The 19,503-nt window shown below is 37.0% G+C and carries 12 protein-coding genes; 6 read left to right on the top strand and 6 right to left on the bottom strand.

Annotated elements, in window-relative coordinates; all coding sequences use genetic code 11:
- The first annotated feature begins 68 nt into the window (after positions 1-68).
- Positions 69-1,223, top strand: coding sequence for a helix-turn-helix domain-containing protein (locus JOE44_RS02020; RefSeq protein WP_209784128.1), 1,155 nt, complete (start codon positions 69-71; stop codon positions 1,221-1,223).
- Between the two features lie 138 nt (positions 1,224-1,361).
- Positions 1,362-2,837 (top strand): serine hydrolase domain-containing protein, encoded by a 1,476-nt coding sequence (locus JOE44_RS02015; RefSeq protein ID WP_209784127.1) that lies wholly within the window; start codon positions 1,362-1,364, stop codon positions 2,835-2,837.
- 112 nt (positions 2,838-2,949) lie between these two features.
- On the opposite strand, the gene JOE44_RS02010 is transcribed toward JOE44_RS02015, so the two are convergent.
- From JOE44_RS02010 to gndA, 5 genes are all read right to left on the bottom strand, one after another.
- Complete coding sequence (locus JOE44_RS02010) at positions 2,950-3,588, bottom strand: TetR/AcrR family transcriptional regulator (protein ID WP_209784126.1); 639 nt, start codon at positions 3,586-3,588, stop codon at positions 2,950-2,952.
- Positions 3,589-4,309: 721 nt separating this feature from the next.
- Complete coding sequence (locus tag JOE44_RS02005; protein WP_209784125.1) at positions 4,310-4,948, bottom strand: TetR/AcrR family transcriptional regulator; 639 nt, start codon at positions 4,946-4,948, stop codon at positions 4,310-4,312.
- A gap of 684 nt (positions 4,949-5,632) precedes the next feature.
- Positions 5,633-6,343: a 6-phosphogluconolactonase gene (pgl, locus tag JOE44_RS02000; RefSeq protein WP_209784124.1), complete on the bottom strand. Its 711-nt coding sequence runs from the start codon at positions 6,341-6,343 to the stop codon at positions 5,633-5,635.
- Positions 6,344-6,370: 27 nt separating this feature from the next.
- Positions 6,371-7,852 carry a glucose-6-phosphate dehydrogenase gene (gene zwf / locus JOE44_RS01995; protein ID WP_209784123.1) on the bottom strand — a complete coding sequence of 494 codons (1,482 nt, stop codon included), beginning with the start codon at positions 7,850-7,852 and terminating at the stop codon, positions 6,371-6,373.
- 11 nt (positions 7,853-7,863) lie between these two features.
- Positions 7,864-9,282, bottom strand: a complete 1,419-nt coding sequence (gene gndA / locus JOE44_RS01990) for an NADP-dependent phosphogluconate dehydrogenase (protein WP_209784122.1) — start codon at positions 9,280-9,282, stop codon at positions 7,864-7,866.
- A 253-nt stretch (positions 9,283-9,535) separates the two neighbouring features.
- On the opposite strand from gndA, the gene JOE44_RS01985 reads away from it, so the two are divergent.
- Positions 9,536-9,895 (top strand): prevent-host-death protein, encoded by a 360-nt coding sequence (locus JOE44_RS01985; protein ID WP_105681978.1) that lies wholly within the window; start codon positions 9,536-9,538, stop codon positions 9,893-9,895.
- A gap of 163 nt (positions 9,896-10,058) precedes the next feature.
- On the opposite strand, the gene JOE44_RS01980 is transcribed toward JOE44_RS01985, so the two are convergent.
- On the bottom strand, positions 10,059-10,817 hold the full coding sequence (locus JOE44_RS01980) for a LuxR C-terminal-related transcriptional regulator (protein WP_209784121.1): 759 nt from the start codon (positions 10,815-10,817) through the stop codon (positions 10,059-10,061).
- A gap of 772 nt (positions 10,818-11,589) precedes the next feature.
- Between JOE44_RS01980 and JOE44_RS01975 the strand changes: the two genes are divergently transcribed.
- Genes JOE44_RS01975 through JOE44_RS01965 form a run of 3 tightly spaced genes read left to right on the top strand, consistent with a single transcriptional unit; the run spans position 11,590 to position 19,441 of the window.
- Positions 11,590-16,101: a fibronectin type III domain-containing protein gene (locus tag JOE44_RS01975; RefSeq protein WP_209784120.1), complete on the top strand. Its 4,512-nt coding sequence runs from the start codon at positions 11,590-11,592 to the stop codon at positions 16,099-16,101.
- Positions 16,102-16,152: 51 nt separating this feature from the next.
- Positions 16,153-18,975 carry a T9SS type B sorting domain-containing protein gene (locus JOE44_RS01970; RefSeq protein ID WP_209784119.1) on the top strand — a complete coding sequence of 941 codons (2,823 nt, stop codon included), beginning with the start codon at positions 16,153-16,155 and terminating at the stop codon, positions 18,973-18,975.
- Positions 18,976-19,003: 28 nt separating this feature from the next.
- Positions 19,004-19,441 carry a hypothetical protein gene (locus JOE44_RS01965; protein ID WP_209784118.1) on the top strand — a complete coding sequence of 146 codons (438 nt, stop codon included), beginning with the start codon at positions 19,004-19,006 and terminating at the stop codon, positions 19,439-19,441.
- The last annotated feature ends 62 nt before the right edge of the window (positions 19,442-19,503 follow it).

Genomic DNA, 19,503 nt, shown 5'->3' with positions numbered 1-19,503 from the left:
TACTTTAGCTTCACGAAATTCAATTGCAAACCAGAAAGACTATTGAACTATGAACAAAAAAATAAAAAATGGATAAGAATAATTTATTAATTATTGTAACAATAATCTCTTTGTTCATTTCATTTTTTCTTGCATTTTTTCTCATTACCGTTAAAACAAAGCATAAAACAAGTAATTCTCTTTTTGCTTTGTTCCTCATCATCACTGCAATAGACATTAGCGAACCCTTATTGAGTCTCATAACGGATGTTCCTTCAAATTTTGGAATGCTCAGAAACACTCTTGCCTTTCTGCAGATTCCAACCTTTTACCTGTATGTACTATCGGTTTGTTATTCTGATTTTAAATTTAAACCTAAATATCTCATACACCTGCTTCCTTTCTTAGCAGCCAATATCGCTTTGATCCCCCGTTTTTATTCAGTGGATACTGCTTCTAAAATTGATTTCATTATGGATCGTCAAAATATGATAGAGATCCAGTTCAATCATATTCTTTTTCATATTCAGACATTTATCTATTTTACGGCTGTTTTTATCCTATTGAGGAAAGCAAAAAAATTATATCTCGAGAACTATTCCGGTACCAATATCAATTCTTACCACTGGTTGTTCCAATTCACCAGTGTGCTTGCTGTTGTGTATTTAACCGCACTTTTAAAAAATATTTTTAAATTCTCAGATTATCCCTACATCTCGGAGTGGATAAAAATCGGAATCCTGGTTTCTCAATTGTTTATTGTGTGCTGGTATTTGTTTAAAGCACTCAACAATCCCGGTCTATTCAGAAACATCGATTCAAAATTAAAGCTTGTTTCTGATATTATTTCTGAGGAAAAAAAGAATGAGCCTGAAGCTGTAGATGAAAAAGAGTACAATGAGGAACTTCTGAAGTTAAAGCATTTTATGACCGCAGAAAAACCATTTCTGAATCCTTCGATAACCATTCAGAATATTTCTGATCATATTGGAATTCCTACCCGTGAATTATCTGTGTTAATCAATCATCAGCTAGGACAGCATTTTTATGATTTCATAAATACCTATCGGATAGAATATGCTATGGATATTTTAAAAGATGCTACAAAAACGAAGGTAACTATTCTTGAAATCTTGTATGAAGTAGGTTTTAATTCAAAATCTTCATTTAATACTGCTTTTAAAAAACATACAGGAAATACGCCAACAGAATACCGTAAGTTACTACAAAACAACATATTGTAATTACTCGTACTTCGAATCTAAAGTATTCGTACTTATTTTTTTAGTCAAATCCGGCCAATTACATGTACTCGGTCGCATAGGATCAGCTGCTTTCTCACATTTGTATCATAATAATGTTTAACCATAAATAACGATACAATGAAAACTTCATTCAATCTTTTAGCAGTACTATTACTAATAAGCACTTTTACTTTTGGGCAGAATATTTCCAGAAAGAAAGACTATAACTTTCTTACAGATAGTTTAAATATTGAGTCACAACTGGGAAAATATAAGCTCTCCGGATTTAGCCTTGTTGTCTTTGAAAATTATAAGATTGTATATTCAAAACAGTTTGGATTAAAGTCTATAAATTCTAAAGAAAAGATAGATGAAAATACCGCTTTTTCCACGGCATCTATTGCCAAACCAATTACCTCGCTTCTTTGCCATATTCTTGAAGAAAAAGGGTTAATCAATTTAGATGAACCTATAGACAAATACCTGAAACGATGGCACTTGCCAAAAAGCAAGCTGACTGAAAATAACAGTCCAACCTGGAGACAATTTCTGAACCATACCGCAGGTACAAGTCAGAGTGGATTTGAGGATCATTATGAAGGAGAAAAGATCCCTACTCTACAGCAAAGTCTTTTAGGGCAAATCCCCAGATATGATAAAGAAATTGAATTTCTGTTTACTCCGGGAACTGACTGGCAGTACAGCGGAGGTGGGTATGTAATTGTTCAGATGGCACTGGAAGACACTTTACATCAATCTATTGCAGAACTTGCCCATACCTATATTTTCTCACCTCTTGGTCTGAAAAATACAACGATGATTCAGCCCAACGAAAATGGATTTCCCACCAATGTGGCTCTTGTTCATGATAAAGATGGTAATGTGATTAAAACCGGTTTGCCTATCACTCCACAAGTGGCAGCATCAGGACTTTGGTCTACCCCTTCAGACCTTGCTAAACTTTCGATTGAGATTCAGAATGCATTGCGCAATAAAAACAACAAAGTGATCTCTCATCAGGTAGCAAAAAAAATAACAGAAGTCTCTGCTTTAAAAAATGCAGTAGGCGGTTGGGGATATGGATGGCAGAAATCTTTTGGATACAATAATTATGAATGGTTTTCATGTAATGGTTCCAATACGGGAGTGGGCGGCAATACTTTTGCGACAATGAAAGACGGAAATGGTTTTGCATTCCTAGCCAATGGGGAAAAGCCTAATCGTATTCCTGTGATGATTCAAACGCAAAGAAAAATTCTGAGCCTGATGAACTGGAACGGAGAATCAGATCATGAAAACATTCAGGAAATACCTTTAGAGCTAAAAGAGAAACTGTTAGGGACTTATGATGATTTTCTCTATTCACAAAAAATGGTAACTAAAATAGTAGAAAAAAATAACCGCCTGTATGTTGAATCTCCAATTTTAGAAATGTTTAAAGGCAAAAATGATAATGAACTGGTATATTTAAAAAATGGACTGTTTAAAATTGTTGATTATCCTAATTTGCTGAAGTTTGATTTTACCAACGGGAAACCAAGTTCAGTCACTTTAATAAGAGGTAATCTGAATACTAAAGTAGCACTTGATAAAGAAAAAATAGCACAGGACTAAGCAAAACTGCGAATTGGTTCAATAAGCAATTGCCGGCCAATTCCATTATTCGTCAATTCCACCATTTAAGGGGCAGATTACTGCCTCTTTTTATTATGTTCTTTACAATAGATTAAAGGTTTTCATAGGTCTGATCGACCATAAAGGATATTGCTTTTTTGATTTTCTCGCGTCCTTCAGGAGTGTTCGTATCTATTCCGCAGAAGAGGCTGCCATTTAGGGAGGCAAACATATTCAGATAATAAAGTCCGGAAACCATGATCGCCATAATGGAACGATAGGTATCCATTTTATCTTTGAAACGGGATTCCATTAATAATTTGAAGATATACTCTCCGTTTTCTTCCTGAGTATCAATCAGTTTTTTCAATGATTTTCTAGGTTCAGAAATCGTCCACAACAGTAATTTTTGAGCTTCTTTATTGGTGTACACATAATCGAACTGTGACTGAAGCATATGCTGAATAAATTCTTTTCCTCCGTCTTCAAGATTGGGTTTCATTTTTTCAACTTCTTCGCTGGTTGCTTTCACCCAGAAGTCTTGTGTACGGACATATTCGTCCATCAGGCCATCCATTCCGCCAAAATACGTGTAGATCATTTTTTTATCTACCCCGGCAGTAGCAGCGATATCATTAATCTTCAACCCTGCATGTCCCTTCGTTTTGAGAATTTTCCCCACGGCATCCAAAAACTTTTTTTTGCTACGCTCCTTATTTCTAATACTCCCTGATGCTGACTTTCTTTCCATGACTAAACATTCAATATACAAGTTTAAGAAATTTTTTTATCATTTTAGACACCAACGAGTGTCTAATATCAACTATTTGTATATATTTGCACAAACTAATACCATTCTCTATATAAAAACACGATCGAGATCAAAAAATTAAAAACTATTCAGATTGTATCGTTAGTTCCCTCAGTTTAAAATATTTCGAACATTCACGACTGAGGTAAAAACACAACCAACAGCATCATTTTTTCCATAGTGGTGCTGTTTTTATTTCTTAAAAAATGGTTTCATATTAAATAAAATACTTTTCTATAGATATTTTTTATGGCCCATTCTTTTTTAATAAACATTTTGCTGCTTTATAGAAATATCTTCTTCTATATTTTATAGATTAAACTGAACTGTCAGCATCTATTCAGAGAAGTATTTACATCTATTACAAAAAATAATATATTGAAATTCAGACAATTAAATAAAATTATGAAAAATTTTAACATTTTACACACTTCACAGTGTCTTATTTTATATATTTGTACAAACTAAAACCAACTATATATTTTAAAACACTATTAGGTTGAAAAATAAAACAATCCAAATTGTATTATTGAGTTCCCTTACTTTAAGACAATTTCGAAACCGAAACAACTAAGGTAGAAACACAACTTATAGACAGACCATTAGATTTCTAATGGTTTTGTTTTTTTATAAGGTTCTCTATTCTTAAAAAATTACACACTTACAGATTTTCATAAGTATGATGTAACATGAAAGAAACAGCTTGCTTGATCTTATCCCTTCCCTCAGGAGTGTTAACATCGATGCCACAGAAAATACTTCCATTTATTGCCGCATACATATTCAGATAATAAAGTCCGGAAACCATAATCGCCATGATGGAGCGTACACCTTCAGTATTATCTTTAAAATAAGGATCCATCAACAGCTTAAAGATGTATTCTCCATTTTCTTCCTGGGTATCGGTAAGTTTCTTTAAAGCTTTACGGGGTTCAGACAGACGCCATAGGAGTAGTTTTTGTGCTTCTTTGTTGGTATTCACATAATCAAATTGAGAAAAAAGCATTTTTTCCATAAAGGATTTCCCTCCGTCATCTAATTTGGGCTTTATTTTCACAATTTCTTCAGTGGTTACCCTGCTCCAGTAATCCTGTGACTGGATGTACTCATCGATCAGTCCGTCTATACCTCCAAAATAAGAATAGATCATTTTCTTATCTACCCCGGCTGTAGCAGCAATACTATTCACTTTCAAGGCAGTATATCCTTTGGTTCTCAGTATTTTTCCAACCGCGTCCAAAAACTTTTTTTTACTGCGTTCCTTGTTCCGGATACTTCCTGCTGCAGACTTTCTTTCCATGGTAAACTTTCAATCGTACAAGTTTAAGAAATTTTTTTCATTTTAGACACTTTTTAGTGTCTAAATGTATATATTTGCAAAAACTAATAACCACTTTTTTAAGCAAATGATCTAAATTATGAGATTAAGAGAGATCAGATTGTATCGTTAGTTCACTCAGTTTAAATATTTTACTATTCAATCACTGAGAGAAATATAACTCATACGGCATCACTATATTCTAGTGTTGCTGTTTTTATTTATGAACATTCCGCATTCATCATTACCCAATAGATCATATTTCAGTTTTTTTTCAATTAAATCCAATTTTCAGGATGGCATTATTCACAATAACACACTATTTTACAATGCTTTATATTTATTAATTAAAAATTAACATATTTTTTTCATCATTAGACACTACGAAGTGTCTTATTTTGTATATTTGCTCCAAACTAATAACCATTTTATATAGAAACACTATGTGAGTTGAAGGAAATGACAGGTTTCGAAAACAAGCAACTAAGGTAAAAACACTAAATGCAACAGTATCATTACTTCTCTAGTGATACTGTTTTTAAATTTGAAGTAATGAGCTTTGAATTTATAAAGAAGATTGTATATGCCGATATCGGTATTATAATAGTTGATATGAAAAGAGACTGTCTCAGGACAGTCTCTTGTATTTTATTACGGTTAAAAAAATCAGCTTTTCGCTTTTTCATCTGTGAAAAATTGAAACCCTTCTTTTCTTTCAATAAGCTGCATTGGATATAATTCAGGATTATATTCACCATTCAGTACTTCATTCAGAGCATGTTTTTTAGATTCTCCAAAGGCTACTACAAGAATATTTTCAGCTTTGTTAATCAATGGTGCGGTCAGTGTGATCCGGAACATTTCCTGAGGCTTCAGATAATAGGCAGATACCCATTTTTCTTTTTCATGCAACACTTCTTCACCCGGAAATAATGAGGCTGTATGACCATCATCTCCCATTCCTAAAAGAATAAAATCAAAAATACCTTCATCACCAAGAACATTTCTGATCTCTTGTTCATAGGTTTTTGCATAGTCTTCAGGAAGTTTTCCGTCACTATACATAGGGAAAACATGGCTTTTATCAACAGGAACCTGGCTTAAAAGGGCTTGATCCGTCATCCGGAAGTTACTTTTATCATCATTTAAAGGAACCCATCTTTCATCGACCCAAAAAAAGTAGACTTTATTCCACTCTATCTGTTCTTTATATTCCGGTGCTGCCAATAACTTGAAAATAGCTTTAGGTGAAGAACCTCCGCTTAAAGCCACTACAAAACGGCCATTTTTCTGAATAGATTTTTTTGAAAGGTCAACAAATGCATCTGCTGCCTTTGTGTACAGTTTTTCCAGATCGTCAAATACTGTAATATTCATTTTTCTTTGTTTAAATTTTATATTGTTTTATACCCAGCTGTGTCCTTGTCTTTCAACCAAAGCATTAACATCTTCCGGCCCCCAGCTTCCCGCTTTATAATTCGGGAAAGACAGGTCTTTGTTATTTTCCCATGCTTCCTGTATTGTGGTGACAACATCCCATGCTTCTTCCACCTGATCAGAACGCATAAATAAGGTAAGATCTCCTAAAAGGGCATCCTGTAAAAGAGTTTCATAAGCTTCCGGAGTATCTTCCTGACAGGCAAAATTATCAAAGATCATTTCGGCAGGTTTCAAATCCAGGGTAAGTCCTGGTTTCTTCGTCATAAACTGCAGTCTGATATCCATCATCGGCTGAATATTAATAATCAGTCTATTGGCTGATAAATGATGAGGACTGTCTGAGAATGTGGAATGAGGAAGCGGTTTAAACTGAATGGTAATATAAGAGTGCTTTTCTTTCATTTTCTTTCCGGTACGAACATAGAAAGGAACATCCTGCCATCTTTCGTTATCCAGGTAGAATTTGATCGCCGCAAAAGTTTCAGTATTGGAATCTGAAGCAATTCCATCTTCCTGACGATATCCTTTCACTTCCATTCCATTCACAATACCTTTTCCATATTGTCCCCTTACGGCATAATGATCAACCTGATCAGAAGAAATTCTGCGGATAGATTTCAAAACATCTACTTTACGATCTCTGATTTCCCCTGACTGCAATGAAGCAGGCGGTTCCATAGCTACCATGCACAGGATTTGCAAGAGGTGATTCTGAATCATATCTCTCAAAGCTCCGGTCTGTTCATAAAAGGCTCCTCTGGTCTCAACTCCCACTTCTTCTGCCACCGTAATCTGTACGGACTCTATATATTTATGGTCCCATAAAGGTTCAAAAATAGAGTTCCCAAACCGGAATGCCAATATATTTTGTACTGTTTCCTTTCCCAGATAATGATCAATACGATAGATCTGTTCTTCCTCAAAGGTTTTTGCCAGAAGGCTATTAAGTTCGATTGCGGACTGTTTATTGTGACCAAAAGGTTTTTCAATAATAATACGGTCTTTTTTCGGATCGGAAGCTAATGATGTAGTTTTGATATGATTGGATATCGTAGAAATGAAATTAGGGCCAATTGACAGGTAAAACAACCTGTTGCCTCTCATTCCGTAAACGGTATCAAAATTCTGCAACTTCTGTTGTAGATTTTCATAAGAACTTTCTTCATCCAGCTGATGCTGAAAATAAGTTATATGAGCCTGGAAACCTGCCCAGTCTTCAGATGTTACTTTTTTTCTGGAGAAGCTCTCGAGATTTTCTTTGATGTAATTTCTGAAATTTTCATCGGTATTTTCTGCCCTTCCCAGCGCTACAATATTGAAGCCTTTGGGCATTCTGCCATCGATATATAAGTTGTAAAATGCCGGAAAAAGTTTTCTTTTTGCCAGATCTCCTGTAGCACCAAAAATAACGATAGTTGTTGGCTGCAAGATTCTATTTTGATTCATTTTTCCGAATTTTAATTGTTTGCACTTTGCCAAGAGGTATGGAAAACTCCTTCCCTGTCGATACGCTGATACGTATGAGCCCCGAAATAATCACGCTGAGCCTGAATCAGATTCACAGGAAGAGATTCTGTGGTATAAGCATCAAAATATCCCAACGCCGTCTGAATTCCTAAGCTTGAGATTCCGTTTGTAACAGCATATCCGGCAGTTTTTCTTAACGCTTTGATTTTTGATTTTACCAGTTCAGAAATATCATGATCAAGCAGAATATTGGAAAGATTAGGATTTTGGGTATATGCTGAATAGAATTTTTCCAGCAGAACGGAACGGATGATACATCCTCCTCGCCAGATTTTCACAACATCTTTCAATGGGATTTCAAAACCATATTCTTCAGAAGCCTTTACCAGTAATGATAATCCTTGTGCATAGCTGATTAATGTGGAAAGAAAAAGAGCATCGCCTACTTCCTGAATAAACAATTCTGTGTTTTCCGGTTTTGTGATTTCTTTTTCAGTATATATTTTTGAAGCCTGAATTCTCTCGTTTTTATAAGCAGACAGAATTCTTGACGTTACCGCAATATCAATTGTAGGAATAGAAACCCCGATTTCCATAGCTTGCTCAGAGGTCCACTTTCCGGTTCCTTTCGCTCCGGCCTTATCTAAAATCACATCAACAAGGTAGTTGTCTGTCAAATCATCTTTCTGGGTAAAAATATCTCTGGTAATTTCAATAAGGAATGAGTTCATTTCACCATTATTCCATTCTCTGAATACCTGATATAGCTGGTCATTATTTAAACCTGCACCTCTTTTCAGAAGGTCATAAGCTTCACTGATAAGCTGCATGATGGCATATTCAATACCGTTGTGTACCATTTTCACATAGTTTCCGGCAGACCCTTTCCCCATATAAGCTGTACATGCTTCATTGTCTACTTTTGCAGCAATGGCTTCAAGCATTGGTTTCAGAAGTTTGAATGCTTCCAGATCTCCTCCAGGCATAATACTTGGGCCTGTTCTGGCTCCTTTTTCACCACCTGACACACCCATTCCCATAAAATGCAGTTTTTTGGATGCCAGATCAGCAACACGTCTGTTGGTATCTTCAAAATAAGAATTTCCTGCATCAATTACGATATCACCTTCGTTTAAAAGCGGGGTAATGTTTTCCAGCACAGCATCTACAGGTTTTCCTGCAGGCACCATAAGAATAATTTTTCTTGGAACTTCCAGTGCAGATACAAAATCTTCCAGAGAGCCTGTACCTTTTACTTTCATTTCGGAAGCAGCTCCGCCTTCTAATTCTTTAACTTTCTCCTGATCAAGGTCGAATCCTGCGATTGAAAAACCATTGTCAGCGATATTATAAAGCAGATTCCGCCCCATTACTCCAAGGCCAACCATTCCATAACTATATCTTTCCATTATATTGGTATTAATATGAATTTTTGTTATACAGAGAATAAAATTACGTAAATGCCTATAATGAAAAAAATAAAAGGAAAGAAAAAGTTTATACCTCCTTTGTTTTACCCTGATTGATAAGCCCCTAATATTCACATTTTCATATGATTTTGTGTTTACAGAATAAAATTCAATCATTAATATGGGAATGATCTATTAAAACAGTCTGTTTTTTGGCATAATTAAACTTATATTTGCCAAAATTTATAAAGTAATGAACTATAAACTTGAACTCAACACTCAGGAGCCTAATTCTAAAATCGTTTTTAATAACATCATATTTGATTCGTTCAAGATTAATATAGTTGAAAGATATATCGGTTCTATGAAGGCTCGTCCTACATTATGCGAAGTTTTATTTAAAGTAAGGACTTTGGATAATGTACTTATTAACAGAAAAGATGGTAATATAAGAGTAAAGGTGAAAGGTGACGATTTTGAAACGTATCAGAAATTATCCAGAGACCTGAATTCTTATGAATACAAAAACAAACTGATTAACAGAAAAGAGGTAGAAGAGAACTATGTTCATTTCATCCTGAGTTTAGTAATTACGAATTATCAGCTTAACTAAGCTGTTCCGGACATTCTCCTTCTATAGCATTTGTAGAGGGAGAATTTTCAGGAGAACAAGGTATAGGAAGCAACCCATTTTAAATTAAAACAGTTAAGGTATACGGAGAAAAGCAAGGTGTTTCTCAGTGCTTTTCGATCTGGAAACATGTAAAAAGTATAGTTTAAATCAAATTATTCGTTATTACGTAGGATATGGCTTCAATTATATTTTTCACTCCAATTCTTTCAAACAATTTGCTCCTGTGAAACTTTATTGTACTGGGTGACACAAACAGCTGTTCTGCAATTTCTTCTATTTTCAAGCCCTGAAGGTACAATCGTATGATTTCGATTTCCCTTAATTTTAAGGCTACTTTAGATTCTTCCGTCCATTTTCCTGTAAAGAGATTATACTTCCAATAGCTTTCTGAAGTATTGGATATGATCCTGATATTTCCGGCAGTCCGGTTCAGGGAATAGGACACTATACAGACTATTTTAGAGATTTCTCCGTCATCACAGAGCTCTATGGGGGTAATCCTGTGATTCACCAGCACATCTACACTATTGGTATATTTAAGATGAAAATCATAGGTGATGGTGTGTATTTTTTTCTCCTCGGGTGAAAGACACTCAAAAAACTTAAGTCCATACGTACTTACTTTCTTTAATATTTCAAGATCTTCCTTCTTAGTGTATTTACGAAAAAAGCTATAGCCCATTTTTTCAACTTCAGCAGACCCAAAACCGGAAAAAAGAAGAGGGTTTTCCGAAATAAATTCTAATTTCTTTGTTTTAAGATCTGCAATATAAACACTACCCAAGCTGGTTTCCGACACTGCTTTAAGTACATTAAAATATTTGTCTGATGCGTTCTTTTTTTCAGAAATGGGTATGCCCGACGCATTCCTGGCATACATTGAATTTATTTTATCACTCATATTTTTGACATGATAACAAGAGATACAAAACTATTTTATTAGACTACTTTTTATAAACATATTTACAATTAATTAAAATAAAAAAATCTATTAAAATTTAATTATAATTAAATTTAAAACTACAAATATTTATTTTAATATCAAAAAAATCTACACTTTGTTATTTTATTAAACTTTTAATATTTGTAATGAATATTTTCTGTCTTGTAGGGCTGTAGAAACGACATTAAAAGACGAAAAGCGAAAACTCTATGTCAAAAAAATCATTCCATTATAAAAGTAAAACTTACCCATTGTCTTCTCCAAAAGCATTCTGTGAGGAATCACCTCAACTTAATTCATCAGTATTTGATTTAAAACTATACGAAAGTATAGTCATATTAAGATTTTATTAAATTATTTTTACCCAAGTCATCATTATAAAAACTAATCTAAGAAAACTATAAAAATGAAAGGAAATCCAACACGTTAAAAACTGCAACAAGTTATACGCAGTAAAGTGAACAAATATCAAATTGTAACTAATCTGCAACTTCCCCCATTCCCACTTACTTAGTACCTACTATTTTTTTCTGTTTATCCATTAATCACTTTTTTTAAAAGAGGTGATAAGGAAACGCAGTGATATATTTTAACCGTTTACCCTATCTGTGATTGAAAACAGAGTTTTTCTATGAATTTATCAAACAAATTCTATGGAAGAACTCCGCATATCTTTCACAGGAGTAAGTAAGCAAATTGAATAACAGACTCTAACTAAAAATGAAACTATATGAGAAAAATTCTACCTATTATCCTATTTTTATTGACTTTTGGTCATGCCCGGGGACAAACCTGCGCTCCGGTTCCGGTGCCTTTTTTACAGTCATTCAGTACCGGTGCACTTCCTGCATGCTGGATCAGCCAGAACCCTTCTTCAGCATCCACAAATGCTAACGTCAAATGGAAGTTTTCCGGAGCAGCAGGCTACGGAGCTACCGGAAACGGAGGAAAACCTGCCGGAACTTTTGCATGGGTTGATGCCTCTTCACCTTATGCTGATGAACACACTGTGGAACTGGTGAGCCCACAGATCAACTTAGCGGGATTAACGAATCCTTATATCAAATTTGAATGGTTTAAAGATCATTTGACCGGACTTAACGGTACCGTACCTGCTGCCGACAACAATCAGTTAAAACTTGCCGTAAATAACGGTTCAGGATGGGTGCAGGTATGGTCAGGTGATACCAATTCCCCAGAATGGAGAACAGTTGGTGTTCCTTTGGCAGCAAGTTACGTCGGAAATACCATACAGCTAAAGTTTACCGTAGATAAAGATGCTGCAGGAAATGGAAATTTTTATGATGATGTATTATTGGATGAGGTTCAGGTAATTCAAGCTCCCACCTGTTTTGAGCCAGTGACTTTACCGGCCTCCAATATTGCACCTGCTTCTGCAACACTGAACTGGACTGCTCCACTTGCCCCAGCTCCGGCGCCAGCCAATGGTTATGAATATTATTATAGTACAAATAATACTCCTCCTACAACTGCAACAGCAGGTACACCCAATCCGGGAACAAGTGCTAATATCAGTTCACTTACTTCCGGAGCTACCTACTACTGGTGGGTAAGATCCGTTTGTTCCGCCACTGACAAATCACCATGGATTGCAGGTATTCCCTTTACTCCAGGACAGATTGGCGGAGGTACAGCTACCCATGCTTTTCTACCTGTCTATTCTTGTTCCGGATTTAATTATTCCCAGCAGATTTATATGGCTTCAGAGATTGGAGCAGCTGTAGGAACGAATAATTATATAACAGCCATCAGATTTTTTGTTTCCACTACTGCTGCTGCCCAGGCTAATTATAATCAGTGGGTGGTCTATATGGGAAACACCACGCAAATAGATTTTGCAACCACTTCAAGCTGGGTACCTTCAACTTCTTTAACACAGGTGTATTCCGGTACTTTACCGACAATGGCAGCTGGTACATGGGTTGAAATTCCATTAAGTACTCCATTCTTATGGGATGGTGTCAGCAATGTGGTGATAGGTGTTGACGAAAATTCAACAGGGACCTCATGTACCGCAAACTGGGGAAGTTATTCTGCGGGAAATAACCGTGGAATGATTTATTATAATTCAACAACCAATCCGGATCCGGCGAACCTTCCTACGGCAACAAGCCGGTATGCTGTACTTCCAAGAGTACAATTAACAGGTACAACGTTACCAAGCTGCACCAATACGCCTCCGGCCAATATTGCTGTGAGTAATATTACCGCTACCTCAGCCAATGTTACCTGGAATGCAACAGCCAATGCAACGTATGTGGTAAGATACAGAATCCCTCCTTCCCTTACATGGCAAACCATTACTATAACAACTCCTTTTACCAATAGTGTAACGCTTACTTCCTTAACTGAGCAAACACAATATGAGGTAGAGATCGCAACAATCTGTGGAACTCAGGGCGTATTTTCTGCGCCTGCCAGTTTTACAACTCCGGCTCTGACTTATTGTAATGCAGCCACGGCAACCGTTACAAACGGTTATATCAACAATGTGACTATGATCGGTACTAATGTCCCTTTAACCAGTAATAATTCCGGGCCAACAACGTATACAGATTACTCTACAGATCCTGCAAAGACAGTTACGCTGCTTAGAAATTCAGTGAATAATACGTTGTCTGTAGGAAGATCAATTATATCAGGAACGTATTCTACCAATGCATGGATCGATTTTAACGGTGACGGTATTTTTGATAATAATCCGGCAACAAGTCCTGGTGGGGAAAGAATTATGAATCTGGGCTATTCAAACACGACTCCTGTTACCGCTACTTTTGATGTACCTGCAAATGCCTATATGGGAACAAGTAAGGTAAAAATGCGCGTCATCGTATATTCTCTCACTCCAGCCAACGCCTGCGGACCTTTAACCAGCAATGGAGAAGTTGAAGATTATTATGTGAAATTTATTGATCTTCAGCCTTGTACTACTGCTGCTCCTGCTAATATTGCAGTGAACAACCTTACCCATAATACCGCTTATGTATCATGGATGCCTGCTGCTAATGCTACTTATGTTATCAGATGGAGACAAGGAAGTACAGGAACATGGTTTCCGAGTCCAACAGGGCAGACTCTTCCTGCAGGACAAAGCTTTTATACCATAACGGGACTTACCGAGCAGACCGGATATCAGGTACAAATTGCAACGATATGCAACGGAAACCAGGGAGCATTCTCTTCCAGCATAAGTTTTACGACTCCGCCACTGACCTATTGCAGCATGACCGGAACAGGAACGAACGATTATATTTCAAATGTAAAAGTGACCCCTGTCAACTTTCCGATAATGGATAACACTTCTGTTCAGACAAATTATATCAGTTATACATCGACAGCCACGCTTATTAATCTTGAAATCGGTTCTCAGGGAAATCAACTGTCGGTTTCTAAAGGCTGGGTAGGAACTCAATATGCTGATGCTGTAAATGCATGGATCGATTGGGACCGAGATGGAATTTTCACCGATACTGAAAAGGTACTGACTTCTGCAGCCAGCACAACGACTCCAATAACAGCCACTTTTGATGTTCCCGCAACGGGAGTTTATACAGGACCTTTAACAACTACCATGAGAGTGGTAATGAAACGAACCAGCGCTCCAGTAATGTGTACAGATCCAGCCAATGGTGAAGTAGAAGATTATAGTGTAAGATTAAGACCATGCAGTAATGCAACACCTGGAAATCCTGTATTTACCAATATTACCCATAATTCAGTGAATATAAACTGGACTGCATCCGCTAACAATAATGCTTTTATCCTGGAATACAGACCTGTTACAACACCTGCTTCTGCTTGGACAACTTTGAACCTTTCTGTTTTAGGAGGAAATCCGCCCATAACAATCAATACTTTAACTCCGGCTACAGCTTATGAGGTAAGAATTGCAGCAGTTTGTGGTAGTGGCGGAATCGGAGCTTACACTCCTATAAAAACATTTACAACAAGATGTGATCCTACTCCACCATTTGTAACTATAAGCAATGTAACCTCCAACTCAGCACTGATTACCTGGAACCCAATTGTTCCGAGTGCGTCCTATATTTTAAGATGGAGAGAAGTGGGCACTATTCCATGGAATATGCCAGCAATCCCTCAGCCACCGGCAAATTCATACACGATTCCAAACCTTGATTCATTCAAAACGTATGAAGTGCAGGTAGCCAATATCTGTAATGGAGAACTAACCGCCAATCCGTGGTCTAACCCGAAGGTATTTACTACAGAAAGAATTTGTGAATTAATCTCTCCTCCTGGGCTTATGATCACTCAGATTACTCCAACAACGGCAGAAGTGGTATGGGATTCGTTTCCGGGAGCCACTTACCTGCTGAAATACAGAAAGGTAGGAATTCCAAGCTGGACTGATGTTCCTGTGATTACCAATACTTACACCATTACAGGTTTGCTGGAACTTACCAAATACGAAATGCAGGTGGCCAATATCTGTAACGGAGTACCGGGAAATTTTACCAAACTATACTATTTCACTACTCCTACTGTAATCTACTGCCCGATGTCAGCAGCCAATTCCACAACAGAATTTATTTCAAAGGTTACTGTGAAACCTAATGGTAATAAGGAAATGATCAATGAATCGCTCGCATCACCCTATACGGATTATACAGGAAATCCTTTACAATTTATTGATTTGATTCAAGGATCAAAAGGAAACCAGATTACTATTGATAAGACTTTAAGTTCAGGAACTAACGCAGGTATTGCTGTCTGGATCGACTTCAACAGAAACGGAGAATTTGATATCAACGAAAGAATTTTGGCGGACGGCCCTAACGGAAATCCAACGGCAAGTACTGTTTTCTCAGTTCCGACAGAAGCTTTCATCAGTATGACCGATCATAAATATGTAGTGATGAGAGTAGCTTTACAAAAAGACGGTATTCCTGTGAACTGTACCAAATTCAAAGATGGTGAAGTGGAAGATTATACGGTCAGAATTTCGAAGCAGCCAGTACCGAATTCGCTTAACCAATCGGAGATCCACATTTATCCCAATCCGGTAAGTTCTGTATTGTATGTAAAAAACATAAGTGCAAAGGCTCAGTATAAAATTTACAGTGCTGTTGGAAGACTTATATCAACCGGAATTATTCTTAACAATGCTATTGATGTCAGCAATCTCATCCACGGAATGTATATGATAGAGATTGAGGATGGAGGCATTACCGTTCAGAAGAAATTTATAAAGGAATCATAATCTCTTTTGTAGATGAAAATTCAATTTTTTAGAATCAAAATTCTGTAATTCATGAAAAATATTATATTCAGTTTATTATTCATTCTTTTGGGCATTCATATTTCGGCTCAAAGAGACACCGATCACTGGTTTGCTCCTTATTATGCCTCCACAAGTTATACACAGGCACTATATCTTTCTACTGATTCTGCAACTCCTTTTGTTGTGACGATAAACAACAACAATACTCCGATCGGTAATGTTACCATCAGTAAAGGGGCTCCTCAGATATTTGTTGTACCCATTGCTGTTATCGCTGCCAATGTAACGTCAGATGCTTATAGTGTTATCAACAAAGGACTGCATGTGCAGGGAACAAAGCCATTTTATTGTTCATTAAGAATGGTAAGCAATACTACACACGCTGAAATTATAACAAGTAAAGGAAAAGCAGGGATTGGTAAGGAATTCTATGTCGCAGGAACTCCTACTACCTCATCACTTAGCGGATATAATTTTACAGCAGGAATACTGGCTACTGAAAACAATACGGTAGTAACTGCCACATGGAGCGGAACTGTAACGTTCTTTGGAGCTGCACCTGTAACCAACACGCAGACTATTACCCTTAATAAAGGACAGTCTTTTATTTTTGCAGGTGGGCCTGGGATGGGTGGCCAAAACCAGTCTGCTTTTATCGGGGCTAAAATTGTTTCTGATAAACCCATTACCCTTACCAACGGAAATGTCAACGGAAATTTTGGAAACAATACCGGATCAGGGTCCGATGCCATTCTCGATCAGTCTGTTCCTACAGAAAGACTTGGAAGTACTTTTGCCATGGTAAGAACAAGATCTACCAATGATGATCTGGAAGGAGGTATCATTGTGGGAACGGAAGATCATACCCAAATATTTATTAATGGTTCCAACACTCCTATTGCCACCATAAACAGTGGTGATTTTTACAGAATTTCAGGAATCAATTATGTTCAGCAGGGAACTTCCGGGCATTTTAACATGTTTATTACCACTTCAAAAAATGTCTATTTATACCAACTGGTTTCTGTAAATAACAGCAGCGCAACATGTGGATTCAACTATATTCCACCGTTAAACTGCTTTTTACCCAGAAAAATTGATGAAATCGGGAAGATCAATGAAATGCCCACCGGAACAGGAACAACAAGTACTGTTCCTAACGGAACTATTGTAAAACTGAATATTTTGACAGAAGCAGGAGCTACAGTCACTGTCAATGGAAATCCTCCATTGGCAACAGAAGGCCCTTTTCCATTAACGGGAAATAACAGCTGGGTAACTTATGCCATCCCATCGATTACCGGAAATGTAACTGTTATTTCTAACAAAGCTGTAACCGCAGGGATTAATGGAGGCTACAGCACATCCGGATATGGAGGCTATTTTGCAGGTTTCTCATCCATCCCGCTGATCGCTAAACAGACAGGAGAATGTATTCCTGGTATTGTTCTTGAAGTGGATGACAGCTATGATACTTACCAATGGTTTTTGAATGGAAACCCTATTACAGGAGCCAATAGCAACTCTTATACTCCATTGGTTGCCGGAAATTATACGGTAAGAATCGCTGTAGGTTCATGTACTCCGGCAATCACTCCGGTTTATAAGGTGTATACCTGTCTTGAAGAGTCTACCAAGGCAATGACTGTCTGCGAAGGCTATCAGGCTATCGTCCCTCAGTTTACCAATTCTACTCAAAGCTATGTTCCGAGTACAGTAACTATTTTAACACCTCCGGCAAACGGTACCGCTACTATTGATCCGGCAGGAGTGATTACGTATGTCCCAAATTTCGGGTATATGGGTACAGACACTATTGTTTATAAGTTTTGTGGAAACAATCCTGACTTTACAGATTGTGAGCAGATAACTTTAACGCTAACGGTTTCCGAAAGCCCAATTGTTAAAGATGCTGCCTTAAGATCATGTTTTGAGCCTTCCAATCCTGTATTGGGTCTGTTTAATTTAACTTCAGCAGGAGTGAATGTACAGCCGGGAACAATCAAACAATATTATCCTTCTCCTGCCGATGCCCACAGCGGAACCAATGAAATCCTGACCCCAGCCAGTTATATTGCTCCAGACGGAGTGGTTTATATTAAGATAAGCAATGCCAACGGATGTTACAGAATTGCAGAGGTTACCCTTACGGTTATTCCTCCTTCCTACTCGGATGTATTAAAAGATAAAATTATCTGTATGGAAAATACCACCACTCTGGATGCCGGCCCCGGATTCACCTCTTACCTATGGAGTACCGGAGCAACAACACCATCCATCAACAATGTCGGAGTGGGAACGTATTGGGTAGATCTTAAAAACAGAGAATGTACCACCAGACAGACTGTAAAGGTTTATCCTTCTGAGCATCCTGTTATTTCGGATGTTAACATCAGCAATAATTCGGTTACACTCACTGTAATCGGAGGAACAGCGCCTTATCAGTATTCCATGGATAATATCAACTGGCAGAATGAAAATGTATTTACCAATGTTCCGCGCGGAACCCACACGTTTTATGTAAAAGACTCTTATAACTGTACTCCTGTAGAGGTAGAAATTACAGTACCTAACCTTATTAATATCATCACTCCTAATGGCGACGGAATAAATGATGTGCTTGATTATTCTGCTCTCGCTGGAAAACCTAATTTCAAATTCAGTATTTATGACCGTTATGGAAGCAAGATTCATGAAGGAAGTAAATTAAACGGCTATCAATGGGACGGCGGCATTGGCGGTAAGAAAGTATCTACCGGAAACTATTGGTTTGATATGGGATGGAATGAAAATAACAAAAAACAGACCCCGATAAAATATACGGGATGGATTATGGTAAAAAACAGAAATTAATCAAACCTTCAAAAAATTTATTTTAATTATGAAAAAGCTACTATATCTATTGCTTGTATTCTTTTCAGGAGTACTGCTGGCGCAAAAAAATACCCATGTAAAGTTTGCGGTTTATAATAATGCCATTGGAACGGACACTATGTTTGATCTTTACAAAAGCAGTATTGAAAAGGTAACCGTTTTTAAAACCAAAGCCAGCCTGCCTTCCCATTTAAAGAAATTTGATTATCTGGCAGACCATGGTTTAATAGAAATCAGGTTTAAAAAAAATGCAGGATTTCCTGACAGCTTATCACTGGAAATGCTGAATGAACAGAATAATCTTCCTAAAGACAGACCTGTGTTTATTGAAGGGTATCTGTTCAATGACACCACATGTCTGGTCTATAATGATATGATTGGTAACATTGAGCTTAAAGATACCAACGGACAACAATACATTCATATTTCCACCATAAGAAATTAATGACCGCATCGGAAATTAATTTAAAAGCAGAGGCTATTTCAAAGTGAAATAGCCTCTCTTAT

This window comes from Chryseobacterium sp. PvR013 (genome assembly GCF_017833095.1).
GTDB classification, from domain to species: domain Bacteria; phylum Bacteroidota; class Bacteroidia; order Flavobacteriales; family Weeksellaceae; genus Chryseobacterium; species Chryseobacterium culicis_A.
This window is presented reverse-complemented; position numbering and strand designations above follow the sequence as displayed.